11 protein-coding genes are annotated in these 13,970 nt (G+C 60.0%); 2 read left to right on the forward strand and 9 right to left on the reverse strand.

Annotated features, from left to right (window positions below; genetic code table 11):
- Positions 1-139: 139 nt before the first annotated feature.
- Positions 140-1,168 (reverse strand): hypothetical protein, encoded by a 1,029-nt coding sequence (locus HW556_RS16435; protein WP_176901209.1) that lies wholly within the window; start codon positions 1,166-1,168, stop codon positions 140-142.
- A 121-nt stretch (positions 1,169-1,289) separates the two neighbouring features.
- Positions 1,290-2,234 carry a stage II sporulation protein M gene (locus HW556_RS16440; protein WP_176901210.1) on the reverse strand — a complete coding sequence of 315 codons (945 nt, stop codon included), beginning with the start codon at positions 2,232-2,234 and terminating at the stop codon, positions 1,290-1,292.
- A 95-nt stretch (positions 2,235-2,329) separates the two neighbouring features.
- Between HW556_RS16440 and HW556_RS16445 the strand changes: the two genes are divergently transcribed.
- Positions 2,330-3,067, forward strand: a complete 738-nt coding sequence (locus HW556_RS16445) for an RDD family protein (protein WP_176901211.1) — start codon at positions 2,330-2,332, stop codon at positions 3,065-3,067.
- A 175-nt stretch (positions 3,068-3,242) separates the two neighbouring features.
- On the opposite strand, the gene HW556_RS16450 is transcribed toward HW556_RS16445, so the two are convergent.
- Positions 3,243-5,270, reverse strand: coding sequence for a DUF4394 domain-containing protein (locus HW556_RS16450; RefSeq protein WP_176901212.1), 2,028 nt, complete (start codon positions 5,268-5,270; stop codon positions 3,243-3,245).
- A gap of 281 nt (positions 5,271-5,551) precedes the next feature.
- A complete protein-coding gene (locus HW556_RS16455; protein WP_246289696.1) occupies positions 5,552-7,195 on the reverse strand; it encodes a bifunctional GNAT family N-acetyltransferase/carbon-nitrogen hydrolase family protein in 1,644 nt (547 codons plus the stop codon).
- Between the two features lie 217 nt (positions 7,196-7,412).
- Between HW556_RS16455 and HW556_RS16460 the strand changes: the two genes are divergently transcribed.
- Positions 7,413-7,886, forward strand: coding sequence for a hypothetical protein (locus HW556_RS16460; RefSeq protein ID WP_176901214.1), 474 nt, complete (start codon positions 7,413-7,415; stop codon positions 7,884-7,886).
- 175 nt (positions 7,887-8,061) lie between these two features.
- Here HW556_RS16460 and HW556_RS16465 read toward each other — a convergent pair whose 3' ends face one another.
- The 5 genes from HW556_RS16465 to HW556_RS16485 form a co-directional block, all read right to left on the reverse strand.
- Positions 8,062-8,718 (reverse strand): 3-oxoacid CoA-transferase subunit B, encoded by a 657-nt coding sequence (locus HW556_RS16465; RefSeq protein ID WP_176901219.1) that lies wholly within the window; start codon positions 8,716-8,718, stop codon positions 8,062-8,064.
- Between the two features lie 119 nt (positions 8,719-8,837).
- Positions 8,838-9,536, reverse strand: a complete 699-nt coding sequence (locus tag HW556_RS16470; protein ID WP_176901215.1) for a CoA transferase subunit A — start codon at positions 9,534-9,536, stop codon at positions 8,838-8,840.
- Positions 9,537-9,739: 203 nt separating this feature from the next.
- Positions 9,740-10,966 carry a T9SS type A sorting domain-containing protein gene (locus HW556_RS16475; protein WP_176901216.1) on the reverse strand — a complete coding sequence of 409 codons (1,227 nt, stop codon included), beginning with the start codon at positions 10,964-10,966 and terminating at the stop codon, positions 9,740-9,742.
- A 377-nt stretch (positions 10,967-11,343) separates the two neighbouring features.
- On the reverse strand, positions 11,344-12,633 hold the full coding sequence (locus tag HW556_RS16480) for a T9SS type A sorting domain-containing protein (RefSeq protein WP_176901217.1): 1,290 nt from the start codon (positions 12,631-12,633) through the stop codon (positions 11,344-11,346).
- Between the two features lie 219 nt (positions 12,634-12,852).
- On the reverse strand, positions 12,853-13,806 hold the full coding sequence (locus HW556_RS16485) for a bifunctional riboflavin kinase/FAD synthetase (protein ID WP_176901218.1): 954 nt from the start codon (positions 13,804-13,806) through the stop codon (positions 12,853-12,855).
- Positions 13,807-13,970 lie beyond the last annotated feature (164 nt).

The raw sequence follows: 13,970 nt of genomic DNA on the forward strand, positions 1-13,970 counted from the left end.
CCATACTCAGCACGGGCAGCAGGGCGGGGCGGAAGCGGCGCAGGGAAGGCAGTTGGAGCATTGGGAGCGAAGGGGAAGCTAGGCAGGAAAGCGGGCGGCTGGCTTCGGATTGGGGCTTTGCCGGGAAAAGGACGTGGGCCTAGTACTCTCCCTCGTCATCGGGGCGCAGGGCCATTGGCGCCACTGTGAGGGCCGGGGCACCAATGGCGTCAATCAGCAGGCGGGTGCCAGTTCCGTCGCGCCGCTCCACCAGGTTGAAGTACTGGAAGCTGATGGCAATGAGGATGAACGGGTAGTACACCAGCGTAACTAGGCTCTGCAGGGCCGAATACACAATTAGTACTACCCGCGTCGAGCCGGCATCGGGCTCGGCGCCCATCAGCCCGCTAACGGGCAGTCCCACCACCGACAGCAGCCCCATCGACAGAAACAGAATCAGGTACATAATCAGCGTAATCACCACCAGCAACCCGAACGTGGACCACCACTTGCCCCACACCAGCCGGAAGCTGCGGCTGATGCTGCCGAAAAACCCCCGCCCTTCGCGCAGCCACACGATAAAATACAGGCTTAGCGGTGCGATGACGTAGAACATGGCCACGTAGAGCAGCAGAATGAAGGGAAATATAATCCACGGTGTGGCGGCCGAGGCCAGCAGGGCTCCCACGCCGAAAAGCACTCCCCCGATGCCCATTATTCCGGCCATAAATAACAGTCCCAGCCCAATAAAGGACCCCAGCATCCCCAGAAACCGGGATTTCACTACCTGCCATACTTCGCCGGCCGTTATCGGCTCGTTGGTGGTGCGGTCGGCCTGTAGCGTGATGTAGCCGAAAATCGTCAGGTGAACCACCGCAAACAGCAACATGCCCGAAAGCATGGTCAGCCAGAGAGTAGACGAAGTGAATACCTCCGGCACTATTGCACTATTGAGGGTGCTGTTGGGGCCAGTACGCTGTTTAAGCATAGTTACAGTTTGCAGCAACTGGCCCTGCAACAAGCTCGTGCCAATGCCGGTGAGCAGCGCCAGTGGCAGCACCAGTATCACCAGCACCCGCACCAGCGGCGTGGCATGAACCCGGATAAAATCGAACGTGGCCTCCATTTTCTGGCTGAAGTCGCGGCGGCGCAGAAAATCGGTGGGCCGGTTGAAGGCAAGGTGACGCATGATTTTGGCTTTTGAGCTATTAGCTGACAGCTGTTAGCCGTTAGCTTTTTTTATTCGGGAATGATTTGCGTTCAGATGATTGCGTATTTTCAACTAACAACTAACAACTAACAACTAACAACTAACCAGCCCGGCGGGCAAGCCACCAGGGGTAGGCCACGAAGTAGCCCAGAATGAAGGTAGCCGAGAGGCCGATGATACTTAGGCTGGCGGAAAGGGGCATTTCGGTATGGCGCGTGACGAAGCCTTCGAGGAAGCCGGCCACAATGAATATCGGCACCAGCGCCAGCACCAGCTTCATGCCGTCGCGGGCGCCGCGCCGTAGCGAGTCGCGGCGCGAGTAGGTGCCCGGAAACAGCAGGCTTTGAGCCATAATGGCCCCGGCACCGCCGGCCAGCACGATAGCCGAAATTTCGAGCGTGCCATGAATCCAGATAGTGAGCATCGAAGGCAGCAGCACGCCCTGTTGGTAAAAAAAGAACTGAAACGCGCCCAGCATCACGCCGTTGCGAAACAGCATGAAACCCGTGAACAGCCCCGCCGTGATGCCTCCGGCGAAGGCATATAGCGCCACCCGCACGTTGTTGAGCGTGATTTGCAGGAACATCAGGCTCTCGTCGGCGCCCTTGTACACGGCCATCGGGTCGCCCTTCGCAATGTTGGCCAGCGTCCGGTTCACGTAGTCGTCGCCAAGCACCACGCGCACAAACGACTCATCGTAAGCCGCCGACAGGGCCCCAATAAAGCAGGTAAGCAGAAAAAAAACCAGCGTGGCCAGCAGCACCCGGTGGTGGCGCACGATAAGCCAGGGCAGCTCGCGCAGCCAGAAATCGGCGAAGCGGCCGGGCTCCTGAGTTTTGTTTTTATACAGCGACTGGTGTAGCTTGCCCGTCAGCGCGTTCAGGTAGGCCGTGGTGGCCGAATCGGGGTAGAAGGTGCGGGCGTAGGCCAGGTCGTCGGTCAGCTCCACGTAGCGCCGGGCCAGCTCGTCGGGGCCGGCGGGCGGCTGAGCTTCGTAGCCCTGCCAGCGGGCTTCGTTGAGCCGTAGAAATACCGTTTCGCGCATTGCTTCTCCTGCCTGAATAAACGGCAGACCCGGTCCGCCGGGCTAAATATACACGATTCCCGGGGGCCATTGCGGCTCTTTTTTTAGGCTTTCTTATGAGTACGATTCGCATCCAGACCACCCAGAACGTAGTGCTCGAATATGAGGCCGCCAGCGTAGGCGACCGGGTGCTGGCCCAGGTGCTCGATGTACTGGTGATGGCGCTGTGGGCGGCGGTGGTCACCTTCCTGATTCGGCAGGCCACCAACTCGGGCACCGGGCGGCAGGTGGCGGCCTACGTGCTGGTGTACGCGCCGCTGCTCATCTATCATCCGCTGTGCGAAATCTTTTTCAACGGCCAGAGTCTGGGCAAGCAGGCCCGCAAAATCAAAGTCACGCGCCTCGACGGCACCCGACCCGGCCTCGGCGACTACGCGCTGCGCTGGCTGCTGGGCCTGTTTGAAATCGGGATGACGGCGGGCTCGGTGGCACTGGTGGCCACGCTTTTCAACGGCCGTGGCCAGCGCCTGGGCGATATGGCGGCCGGTACCACTGTGGTCAGCCTGCGCCCCCGTGCCCCCAGCGTGCGCGCCCTCACGGCCGAAACCCAGGTGCCGGCCGGCTATCAGCCTGTGTTCGAGCAGGCCCGCCACCTCTCCGACCACGACGCCGGCCTCATCCGCCAGCTGTTCCGCCAGGCTGGCACCCAGGCCGATTATGTCCTGCTCAATGAGCTGGCTGGCAAAGTCAAATCCGTCACCACCATCACCACCGACCTGCCCGACGAGCCCTTCATTCGCACCGTGCTGCGCGACCACGCCTACTTCGCCGCCCAGCAAAGCCCGCACGGCTAGCGTAGGGGCGGCAGGCTGCCTCTTCAGAGCGAGTAATACGCGTATGAAGTGGCAGCGAGGCAGGCCAGGGCCACTAAAGCAATAAGTGGCCAACAGCAAAAAGCCCCTGACGCCGGCACGGACGTCAGGGGCTTTGTAGTTACTACCGCCCCGAAATGGGCGGTAAATCTGCTACTTACTTCGTTACTACGATGCGCTGGGCGCCGGCCGACTGGCCATCAACGAGCAGACGCAGCATGTAAACACCGGCGCGGTGGTTGGTAGGAGTCCAGCGGAAGGAGTTAGGACCAGCCACCCGGTTGCCCAGGTTTTGGCGCTCCACAGTGCGGCCCAAGGCATCGGTAAGGATAAGCTCGGTTGCGCCCGCGCTTGGTAGGCGGAAGCTAACTTCGGTCTGGCCTGCTACCGGATTCGGGAATACTACGAAGCCCGTAGTAACGGCTTGGCTGCGGATGCCGGTGGTAACGCCGGTGCCAACCGAAATAGCTAGGTCGCGCACTGTCAGGCCCAGACCAATCTGGCGGGGGCCGGAGGCAGCACCAGTTGTCAGGTTCAGGTTGTAGAGGCTGGAACTGGCCGAAGTGCCGGTGGTAGCCACCAGGTAAGCCGTATTGACGCCCTCGCCGGTGCTGTAAATATCCATGTCCACGTTCGGACCGGCCACTACGGTTACGCCCGAGGCGCCCACAGTAGCCAGCGTGCCGGCGTTGGCGGGGTTCTGGTTGGCCAAAATGTTCAGCGCCTCATCGTAGCCAAAAAGCTGCGTAGTGCGGGCAGTGGAGCCTGTAGGGTTGCCCGGGCCGCTATAGCTGTTGGTGTACGCCACCGAGCCAATGGCTGGCGTGGCGGCGGCGTTGGCGTCGCCCGTTGCGTAGGTCAGGGTGCCATCCACGATAGGGGCGGCGGTACCATCGTTGGGGTTGATGCGGAAGTTAGCCCGGTTCACGCCCTCCACCCGAATCCGGTCGACGGTGGGGTTGAAGTCGAAAGCCACGCTGCCCGTGCCCAGCGGCAGGGCCAGATTGGTAGTGCCGCTGAGGTTGGTAGCCACGCCGGTAACGGCGTTGATGGTGTACAGCTGGCCGGTTTGAGTGGTGGCGTTGTAGCCCAGCGCGTATAGCGCGTTGTTGAGGGGCCGCACGTCCATGCCTACCAGGGTCTGACCAGTGGCTACGCCAGTAATGCCTACCGAGGTACGGATGACGCCGGGCAGATCGGTGTCGAAGGAGAGCAGGTTGCCGCCGGCCAGCGCGTAGGCTAGGTTGCCGGTAACGGCCGTGAGGGTAGCGGGCCGCACAATTTGCAGGGCAATATCGGTTACGGCCACCAGCGAGCCGGTGCCCAGGTTGTTAACCAGCGTCGCTGCGCCGGTCGTTAGGTTTACGGTGTATAATCTGGTGGTTGCCGAGAAGGTTGCCACATTGATTTCCGCTACCGTCAGGTAGGTCGTCTGAACGCCGGTGGTGGGGTTGAGGTAGATATCAATGTCAGAAACCGTAGTTGCTCCATTCGTGGTTACGCCCAACGGACCTACCGTCACCAGGGTGCCATCGTTGGGCGGGTCTTGGCGAACGAGGCGGCTATTGGCTTCGTCGAGGTTGTAGAGCGTGGTGGCCGTGGTGCCAATGAAGCTGTTAGTGTAGGCCGACGAGCCCACGCCGGGTGTCTGGGCCGAATTCGGGTCGGTGGGGGCGTAAGTCAGCGTGCCGTCAGTGAAAGCCAGGGCGCCATTGTTGGGGTTGAGGCGGAAATTGGCCCGGTTGCCGGCCGTTACCCGGATGCGGTCAACGGTCGGGTTGAAATCGAAGCCGATGCGGTTGAGGTCGGTGCCTAGGTTGAGCGTGAGGGCTGGGCCGGCCGCCGTGGCCACGGCCGTGGTGCGGCTGATATTGTATACCTGCGCTTGGGTGCCGGTGGCGTTGTAGCCTAAGCCGAACAGTTCGCCGGTGTTAGGCCGGAAATCGATGCCGACCAGCGTCTGACCGGCCGTAATGCCCGTTACTGGCAGGTTGGTGAGAAAAACGCCGGGTGCCGTAATGTCAAACGTCACCAGATTGGTAGTCAGGCTGGTAGTCAGCGACAGGCCAAAGGCAGTGGTAGTATTGGTCTGGGCCGACACCGAGCCGGCAGCCAGCAGGCCCAGAGTAGCCAACACAAGGCCGTTGCGCCGGGCCTTTGGCCGGAGAGTAGAGAAAGAGGGCATACGCGGGTAAATTTTGGTAAATGGGTAGGATTAAAAAAGCACGGAGTAGCCGGTGCCTGTCTCTACTTACGGGGCAATGCGTACTGTTGGGTTAACACAACTTCATATTTAATTCGTCTTTAACTCAAAACAGGCATCCAGGGCCTTTTCAGGCGGTAATAGCCCGAATTATGTTCATTGTTAAAAGTTCAAAAGCCGGTTGCCATTTTTTGGCAACCGGCTTTTGACGGGACTATTCAGATCCGATACTTTCGCTGAGGGCTGGGATGCTGCCCGCTTGCCTACGCCACCGTAATGGGCGGATGCAGGGTAGAGGTCTTGGGCGCGCGCTCCTCGCCTTGGCTCAGCAGCTCATCGTCGCGCTCGGTTTTCTTCACCCAACTCACCGAGTACAAATCCTTGCGCCGGTCGCGCAGGTTGCGCACGGCCCCACTGGTATTCAGGTCCTTCAGCAGGTCCAGGTTGAGGTCGGCAATCAGCGTCATCTCGGTGTTGGGCGTCGCCTCGGCCACAATGGAGTCGTGGGGGAAGGCGAAATCGGAGGGGCTGAACACGGCGCTCTGCGAGTACTGGATGTCCATGTTCTCGACCCGCGGCAGGTTGCCCACCGAGCCGGTAATGGCCACGTAGCACTCGTTCTCAATTGCCCGGGCCTGGGCGCAGAGCCGCACGCGCTGGTAGGCGTTTTTGGTGTCGGTCCAGAAGGGCACGAACAGAATTTTCATGCCCTCATCGCTCAGCATGCGGCTCAGTTCGGGAAACTCCACATCGTAGCAGATGAGGATGCCTATTTTGCCAAAGTCGGTGTCGAAGCAGCGCAACTGGCTGCCACCGCGCATGCCCCAATAGCTCGCCTCGTCGGGCGTTACGTGAAGCTTGTACTGCTCGTCCACGGTACCGTCGCGGCGGCACAGGTAGCTCACGTTGTGCAGCTTGCCATCCTCGTAGAGCGGCATCGAGCCGGCAATGATGTTGATGTTGTAGCTCACGGCCAGCTCCATCATCTTGATTTTGATGGGCTCAGTGAAAGCCGACATCGAGCGAATAGCAACCGAGGGCGACTCCTCGTTGGTAAGCGCCATCATAGGAGCGTTGAAGAACTCCGGGAACAGTACGCAATCGGATTTGTAGCCCGAAACGGTGTCGACGAAGAACTCCATTTGCTGGAAGAAATCCTCCAGGTCCTTGGTGGCCCGCATCTGCCACTGCACAATGCCAATGCGCACGTTGGACTTCTGGTTGCCGATGAGCTTATCGGTTTCCTCCTCGTGATACACATTGATCCACTCCAGCAGCGTAGCGTAGGCCTTACTCTCGGAATCATAGGGCAAATAGCCGCGGATGATTTTGCGAACGTAGAAGTCGTTGGCCAGCTGGAACGTGAGGATGGGGTCCGTCAGCTCCTTATTACGCACCATTTCCACGTACTTAGCGGGCGTCATATCGCCCGAGTGGTTGCTGTAGCCCGGAATGCGGCCGCCGGCCACCATGGCCCGCAGGTTGAGGCTTTCGCAGAGCTCCTTTCGGGCATCATACAGGCGGCGGCCCAGACGCAGCGAGCGGTACTCAGGGTCCACGAATACATCCACACCGTACAGCGTGTCGCCGTCGGAATCGTGGGTGTCGAACTTGCCGTTGCCGGTAATTTTAGCGTAGGTGTGCTTGTCGCCGAACTTGCTGTATTCCACGATGATGGCCAGCGCCGCAGCCACAATTTTGCCGTTGTCCTCGATGCAGATCTGGCCTTCGGGGAATTTCTTGATCAGGGCGTTATACTCGTCATTGGCCCAGGAGCCCTCCATGTTGGAGTACACCTTGTCCATGATGGTTTTAACCTCCTTGAAGTCGTTGCGGCGCAGCGTGCGCAACACCAGTTTGTGGGAGGGTTCGGGCGTAGGCGTATTCGGCTCGGGCTGAGCCGGCATTCCGGGTAAGGTATTCTTTTTGGCGGCCTTACCGCCGGTTTTTCCGTGTGAACTCGCGGCCATATACTCAGTTGCTGATTACAGAAGATGATAGACAAAGGTACGGCCCCCGGGCTGGGCGGGTTGGTAAAAGGAGTAATTGGCGACTGACCACCGCATCATCTGCACCTGTCGCGTCCTCAACAACTGCCCGTTTCACCGTGCGTACCTTTGCCCTATGTCGTCGCTGCCGGAACGCCGTTTGCAAACCCTGGCCGCCGTGCTCGAAGACCCGCAACGGTTTCCGGCCACGGCCTGGCTGTGCGCGCCGCCGCTGCTGCTCGGCTGGGCCCCCGAAAGTGCCGCGGCCGTGCTGCTCACCGCCGCACCCGGCCAAGTAGTGCCCTGCCCGCCCGGCCTGGCGCGGCTGTTGTTTATGGATGAAGTGCAGCTATTGATGGAGCGCCTGACGCGCCAGGTGCCTGGCGCCACCGCCGAGCTGCGCGTACAGGTGCTTTACCGCTACAAAACCCAGCACGAGTTTCCCGCCCTCACCAGCCACCCCGACGAGCTGGCGGGCTACCTGGCCGCCGCCGTCAAAGCCGGTTCCCTGCCGGCTCCCGAGGCTCTGGCCCATTTCCAAAAGTGCTTCTCCCATTTCACCCTCGAAGCTGTGCGCCACATACTGGCCCAGGCTATGCTGAGAGGGTGATTTTAAGCTGCTTGCTGAAAGCTATTAGCCTACGTTCAATCGGACAATAAATAAGAACGTCATTCAGAGCGGAGCGAAGAATCTCGCGTGCAGCCGTTGGATATTACTCCGGTACTGGCACGCGAGATTCTTCGCTCCGCTCTGAATGACGTTCCTTGAGCTAACAGTTAACAGCTCAAATAACCATTTCCGGCACGCCACCTTCGGGAATCACCAGCTTGCCGGCGGTGGCGGCCTGTATCTGTTCTACACTCACGCCGGGCGCCCGCTCGCGAAGCACGAAGCCGTCGGGCGTCACGTCGAGCACTGCCAGCTCGGTCACAATTTTCTTCACGCAACGCAGGCCCGTGATGGGCAGCGTGCAGGCGGGCAGCAGTTTGCTGGCACCGTCGCGCGAGGTATGCTGCATGGCCACGATGATGTTTTTGGCCGAGGCCACCAGGTCCATGGCGCCGCCCATGCCCTTCACCATTTTGCCCGGAATCTTCCAGTTGGCAATGTCGCCGTTCTCTGATACCTCCATGGCCCCCAGAATCGTCAGGTCCACGTGCTCCCCGCGAATCATGCCGAACGAGTCGGCCGAGCTGAACAGGCTGGAGCCGGGCAGCGTGGTTACCGTCTGCTTGCCGGCATTGATGAGGTCGGCGTCCACTTCGGTTTCAGTCGGGAAGGGGCCCATGCCCAGCAGGCCGTTCTCGCTTTGCAGCTCCACGTTGATGCCTTCGGGGATATAGTTGGCCACCAGCGTCGGAATGCCGATGCCGAGGTTGACGTACGAGTTGTTCTCTACTTCCTGCGCAATGCGCCGGGCAATACCGTGTTTGTCGAGCATGTCTTTAGGCGTTATGGTTGTCATGCTGAGCGAAGTCGAAGCATCTCTACCGCAGTAGTAATTACATACTTTGGCAGTAGAGATGCTTCGACTTCGCCCAGCATTACGTTTTGGGTTAATTACGACTGGCGAACTGTCCGCTGCTCAATGCGCTTTTCGTAGTCTTTCCCTTGAAAAATGCGCTGCACGAAGATGCCGGGTGTGTGGATGTGGTTGGGGTCCAGCTCGCCGGCGGGCACCAGCTCTTCCACCTCAGCCACCGTGATTTTGCCAGCTGTGGCCATCATCGGGTTGAAGTTGCGGGCCGTGCCCTTGAAGATGAGGTTGCCGGCCGTGTCGCCGCGCCAGGCCTTCACGAAGGCGAAATCGGCGTGCAGGGCGTGTTCGAGCAGGTACATCTTACCGTTGAACTCGCGGCTTTCCTTGCCCTCGCCCACCTCGGTGCCGTAGCCGGCGGGCGTATAAAAGGCCGGAATGCCCGCGCCGCCAGCCCGGCAGCGCTCGGCCAGCGTGCCCTGCGGAATCAGCTCCACTTCCAGCTCGCCGGCCAGCAGCTGGCGCTCAAACTCGGCGTTTTCGCCCACGTAGCTCGAAATCATCTTGCGCACCTGCCGGGTCTGGAGCAGCAGCCCAATGCCGAAGTCATCGACGCCGGCGTTGTTGCTGATGCAGGTCAGGCTCTTCACGCCCCGGCGCAGGATTTCCTGGATGGAATTCTCCGGGATGCCGCACAGGCCGAAGCCGCCGAGCATAAGCGTCATGCCATCTGCTAGGCCTTCCAGAGCTTCCTGAGGGCCTTTTACTGTTTTGTCTATCATACTAAGTGGGAGTTAGAACTGGCAAGGTAGCATTTCCCTCCGCGCACTTCTGCACCGAATGCCTAATGCGCTGCCCACACCGCCTCGGTATCCTCTACCAGTTGGCCGTCTACTCCTCCAGCCCGCGAACTTATGTTTATCACGCAGGCAGTCCAAGGTCGCGAGTTGGTTGCCCTCGAAGCCAATCAGGTAATGTCAGCCGGTTACTTTTTCAGTACCCTCAGCACGGAGCGATGGCCCTGTGAGTCGGTGAGCTGCAACTGATAAAGGCCCGCAGTTAGCCCCGACAACGATAAAGCGTAGCGGCCTGGGGCCGTGAGTTGCATGCGTCCGCTGCGCACGGTGCGGCCCTGCATATCGGCGAGTAGATAAGGGCCGGTTATCGGGACGGGAGCCGTGATGATTACCTGCTCCGGGTCGGCCACTGGATTGGGGTACAGTTGGGCCGCTGAAGTAGCCACCCGGGGTGCCGTCGCCAGCACGGCATCTCCACTCAGGCCAATCATTTCGTAGTCAGCGCCGACGCCCGTGTCGACGGCTAGAGCAAACTGGCCGGTAACGGGGTTCACTTGCACGCGGGTATTGTTGTAACCATAATTTAACCCGGCAAAATAGCCTTCCCTACCAATGGAACTGCCCGCCGGTGAGAAGCGGTACAGGTATACTTCTATATTATTTGAAGTGCGGCCGGTACCGAGTAGCAGGTAGTTGCCGCTAGTAGTGCGTTGGGCCTGCGAAAAAGAGAAGGCTCCAATGCTACCCGGGAAACCCGTGAAAGTGTACTTCGCCCATAGGGTAGTGAAGGTTGGAGAAAGCTTACTGGCCGTATTGGACGTAACCAGCAGGAAGTTGCCCCCTTCGACCGGTAGAAAACTCTGGATGCCTTTGCCGGGGGCCGAAGCATTGTACGAAGTGTTGAAAGACGTCAGGTACTCGGTGCCGCGTACGCCGGCATCACTCACAAAAACCATCTTGATAGTACCGGAATCGGTGCTGCTGATCGAAGAATTCACGGCCACCCAGTAGCCACCCGTGCCACGGGCCATGCGGGTAACGCCGCCTGGCTGGCCGGGGGCATAGTCCACAGAGGTTTGCCGGGTAATCTGGCCAGCGGCCGACATGCGCACCAGGTAGGGGCGGCCCTCGATGTTGGCCGTCAGCACGTAGTCGTTGGTCGAGGTCCAGGCTAGATCGGTGTAGTCGGGGGCCGTAGGGCCTGTCAGCGTCCGGGTCCAGAGCGTGTCGCCGGTGGCCTGGTTGAGCGAAACCAGGAATGTGGCGGGTGCTGCGTCGAGCTTGCCGGTGCCCACGAGCAGCACGCGACCCTGATCGTCTTCGCCCAGCAGGTCAGTTGCCGCCACGGAACTGAGCCGTCGAATCCGGAGCTTCTTGGTCCAAATGGTATCGCCCAGCTCTTTTGTGCGAACCAAAAAAAGAGCAGGGGCATCAAACCTGCCCTGATTGCCGCTGAGCAGGTAGCCCCCACTGCCCATGGCCTGCATGCCTTGCAGTACGTCTGTTGCCGGGGTGCCGTAACGGTTACTCCACACCGGTGATTGGGCGTAACCAAGTGTTGCCCCGGCGCAGAGCAGCAGTATGAACAGTAGGGGTGTATAGGCTTTCATAAGGATATTCTAGGGGGAAACGGCCCAACAACTTACCCTAAGAAAAGCGCACTTCCTATACCAACCAGTAACGTGGCTCTAGTCGCCTCCTAAGTGTTGCTGCCCACGCAGGCGGGAGCCAAGCTTCACGGTCAGGGGCTGGTGCTAGAAGTCAGCGTCGATATTCGGGAAGCAGGGGCCGACTACTGCTTCACTACTCTTAGCGTGGTACGCTGGCCCTGCGAGTCGGTGAGCTGCAACTGATAAAGGCCCGCAGTTAGCCCCGACAACGATAAAGCGTAGCGGCCTGGAGCCGTGAGTTGCACGCGTCCGCTGCGCACGGTGCGGCCCTGCATATCGGCGAGCAGATAGGGGCCGGTCAGCGGGACCGAGGCTATAATGGTCAAACGCTCCGCCTCCGTTAGTGGATTGGGGTAGAGCTGGGCAGCTGCCGCCGCCGTTGCGGGTGCCGCCGCCAGCACGGCATCTCCACTCAAACCAACCATCTCGTAATCCCCGCCAATACTAGTGGCCAGGGCGAATTGGCCAGTTACCGGATTCACCTGCATAAGCGCTTTATCGGGGTTGCCGAGGTCTAGGCCTGAAAAATAGGATCCGCTACGGAGCGGCGTACCATCGGGTAAAACCCAGAGTAGGTCTACCTCTACAGAATGGGAGCCCTGACCAGAAATGGTTATAAACACGTAATTCCCGCTGGTAGTACGGACGCCCTGCAACAAGGCCCTGGCCCCAGGACTGCTCGGAGAGGCCTTAAAATCTTTCCTCGTCCATAGGGTGGTAAAGGTGGGAGAAAGCTTGGTGGCAGCACCGGAATCAACCACTAAGAAATTACCGTCCTCGACGGGAAGGAAGCTTCGGATACCTCGGCCGGGAAGAAGACCATAAATCGAATTACCATAGGGGATTCTCAAAGACGTGAGGTACTCGGTGCCGCGTACGCCGGCATCACTCACAAAAACCATCTTGATAGTACCAGAATCGGTGCTGCTGGTCGAGGAATTCACGGCCACCCAATAGCCACCCGTGCCACGGGCCATGCGGGTAACGCCGCCGGGCTGGCCGGGGGCATAGTCCACGGGGGTTTGCTGAGTAATCTGGCCGGCGGCCGACATGCGCACCAGGTAGGGGCGGCCCTCGATGTTGGCCGTCAGCACGTAGTCGTTGGTCGAGGTCCAGGCTAGATCGGTGTAGTCGGGGGCCGTAGGGCCTGTCAGCGTCCGGGTCCAGAGCGTGTCGCCGGTGGCCTGGTTGAGCGAAACCAGGAATGTGGCGGGTGCTGCGTCGAGCTTGCCGGTGCCCACGAGCAGCAGATGGCCCTGTTCGTCTTCGCGCAACAAGTCAGTGGCTTTCACGGAAGTGAGCTGCTTCATCCTGAGCTTTTTAGTCCAGATGGTATCGCCCTGGTCTTTGGTCCGAACCAGGAAAAGGCCGGAGCTTTCAGTGCCACTGAGCAGATAGCCTCCGTTGCGCATGACTAGCATACCTTGCAAATTATCCTGGAGCGGGGAGCGGTAGCGGCTCTTCCATAGCTGTGATTGAGCCTGGACTGGCATGGCCCCGACGCATAGCAATAGCAGCAGCGTAAACAGTAGGGGTGTATAGGCTTTCATAAGGAGGATATTTTAGGGGGAAACGGCCCGACAACTTACCCAAAAAGAAGCGCACTTCCTATACCAACCAGTAACGTGGCCCTAGTCGCCTGCTAAGTGTTGCCGGGCTGCCTCAGCATCCAGCGCCAGCTGGGCTTTCAGCGCATCGAGGCCATCGAACTTCTGCTCGTCGCGCAGGCGGGCCACAAATTCTACGGTCAGCGGCTGGTCGTACAGGTCGCCTTCAAAGCCTAACAAATGCGCCTCCACTGTCTGGGCCAGGTTGCCGGCTACGGTAGGTCGCACACCGATGTTGAGCATGGCGGGCCAGGTTTCGCCAGCCGCGGTGGTGGCGCGCACTGCGTACACGCCGCGAGCGGGCACCAGCTTCAGGTCTTCGGCGCAGACCAGGTTGGCTGTGGGCCAGCCGATGGTGCGGCCTAACTGCCTGCCTTTTACTACGGTGCCCGTGAAGGGGTACTGGTAGCCCAGGTAGCGGTTGGCGGTATCCACATCGCCGGCCTCCAGGGCCCGGCGGATGCGGGTGCTGCTCACGCCCACCGCATCCACATCCTCGCGCGGAATCTCCTCTACGCTCATGCCGTAGCGCCCCGAATGCTCGCGCAGGTAATCAAAGCCGCCTTCGCGGTTGCGCCCAAAGCGGTGGTCGTAGCCGATAACCAGCTTGCTGGTGCCCACCGTATCGAGCAGAATACGCTGAATAAACTCCTCCGACGACCACGCCGAAAACTCCTTGGTAAACGGGATGATGAGCAAATAATCGACGCCAAAGTCGGCCAGCCGCGCGGCCCGCTCGTCGAGGGTGTTGAGTAGGTACAGGTCGAGTGGCTCGGGATGGGAGGGAGGCGGGGCCAGTACCAGGCGCGGGTGGGGCCAGTAGGTAATTACCACGGCTGGCCCGCCGCTGGCCCGCGCCACCTCGCACAGCCGCGCCAAAATCTGCTGATGGCCTACATGGACACCATCGAACGTGCCACTGGTAACCACGGCGTTACCGAGGTAAGGAAATTGGGCCGGATCGTGAATTACCTCCATTAAATCACTGGTTCGCGCTGGGTTTATTGCTTACGCTGAATTTCGCGGGCTGGCCGAAATCAGCCACCTTACTCCTCGTTACCGGCAGCTGGGGTAGCTGCTGCCGCCTCACCCGAATCAGGCAAAGTGGTGGGAGAGGTTGCGTGGTTGTTCTGAAAATACTC

Origin of the sequence: Hymenobacter terrestris (assembly GCF_013377905.1) — a bacterium.
Classification (GTDB): domain Bacteria; phylum Bacteroidota; class Bacteroidia; order Cytophagales; family Hymenobacteraceae; genus Hymenobacter; species Hymenobacter terrestris.

What these genes read in the sequence shown, in the direction of transcription:
- HW556_RS16435 (WP_176901209.1), bottom strand. Translation starts at nt 1,168, where the DNA reads ATGCGTCACCTTGCCTTCAACCGGCCCACCGATTTTCTGCGCCGCCGC.
- HW556_RS16440 (WP_176901210.1), bottom strand. Translation starts at nt 2,234, where the DNA reads ATGCGCGAAACGGTATTTCTACGGCTCAACGAAGCCCGCTGGCAGGGC.
- HW556_RS16445 (WP_176901211.1), top strand. Translation starts at nt 2,330, where the DNA reads ATGAGTACGATTCGCATCCAGACCACCCAGAACGTAGTGCTCGAATAT.
- HW556_RS16450 (WP_176901212.1), bottom strand. Translation starts at nt 5,270, where the DNA reads ATGCCCTCTTTCTCTACTCTCCGGCCAAAGGCCCGGCGCAACGGCCTT.
- HW556_RS16455 (WP_246289696.1), bottom strand. Translation starts at nt 7,195, where the DNA reads ATGCCGGCTCAGCCCGAGCCGAATACGCCTACGCCCGAACCCTCCCAC.
- HW556_RS16460 (WP_176901214.1), top strand. Translation starts at nt 7,413, where the DNA reads ATGTCGTCGCTGCCGGAACGCCGTTTGCAAACCCTGGCCGCCGTGCTC.
- HW556_RS16465 (WP_176901219.1), bottom strand. Translation starts at nt 8,718, where the DNA reads ATGCTCGACAAACACGGTATTGCCCGGCGCATTGCGCAGGAAGTAGAG.
- HW556_RS16470 (WP_176901215.1), bottom strand. Translation starts at nt 9,536, where the DNA reads ATGATAGACAAAACAGTAAAAGGCCCTCAGGAAGCTCTGGAAGGCCTA.
- HW556_RS16480 (WP_176901217.1), bottom strand. Translation starts at nt 12,633, where the DNA reads ATGCGCAACGGAGGCTATCTGCTCAGTGGCACTGAAAGCTCCGGCCTT.
- HW556_RS16485 (WP_176901218.1), bottom strand. Translation starts at nt 13,806, where the DNA reads ATGGAGGTAATTCACGATCCGGCCCAATTTCCTTACCTCGGTAACGCC.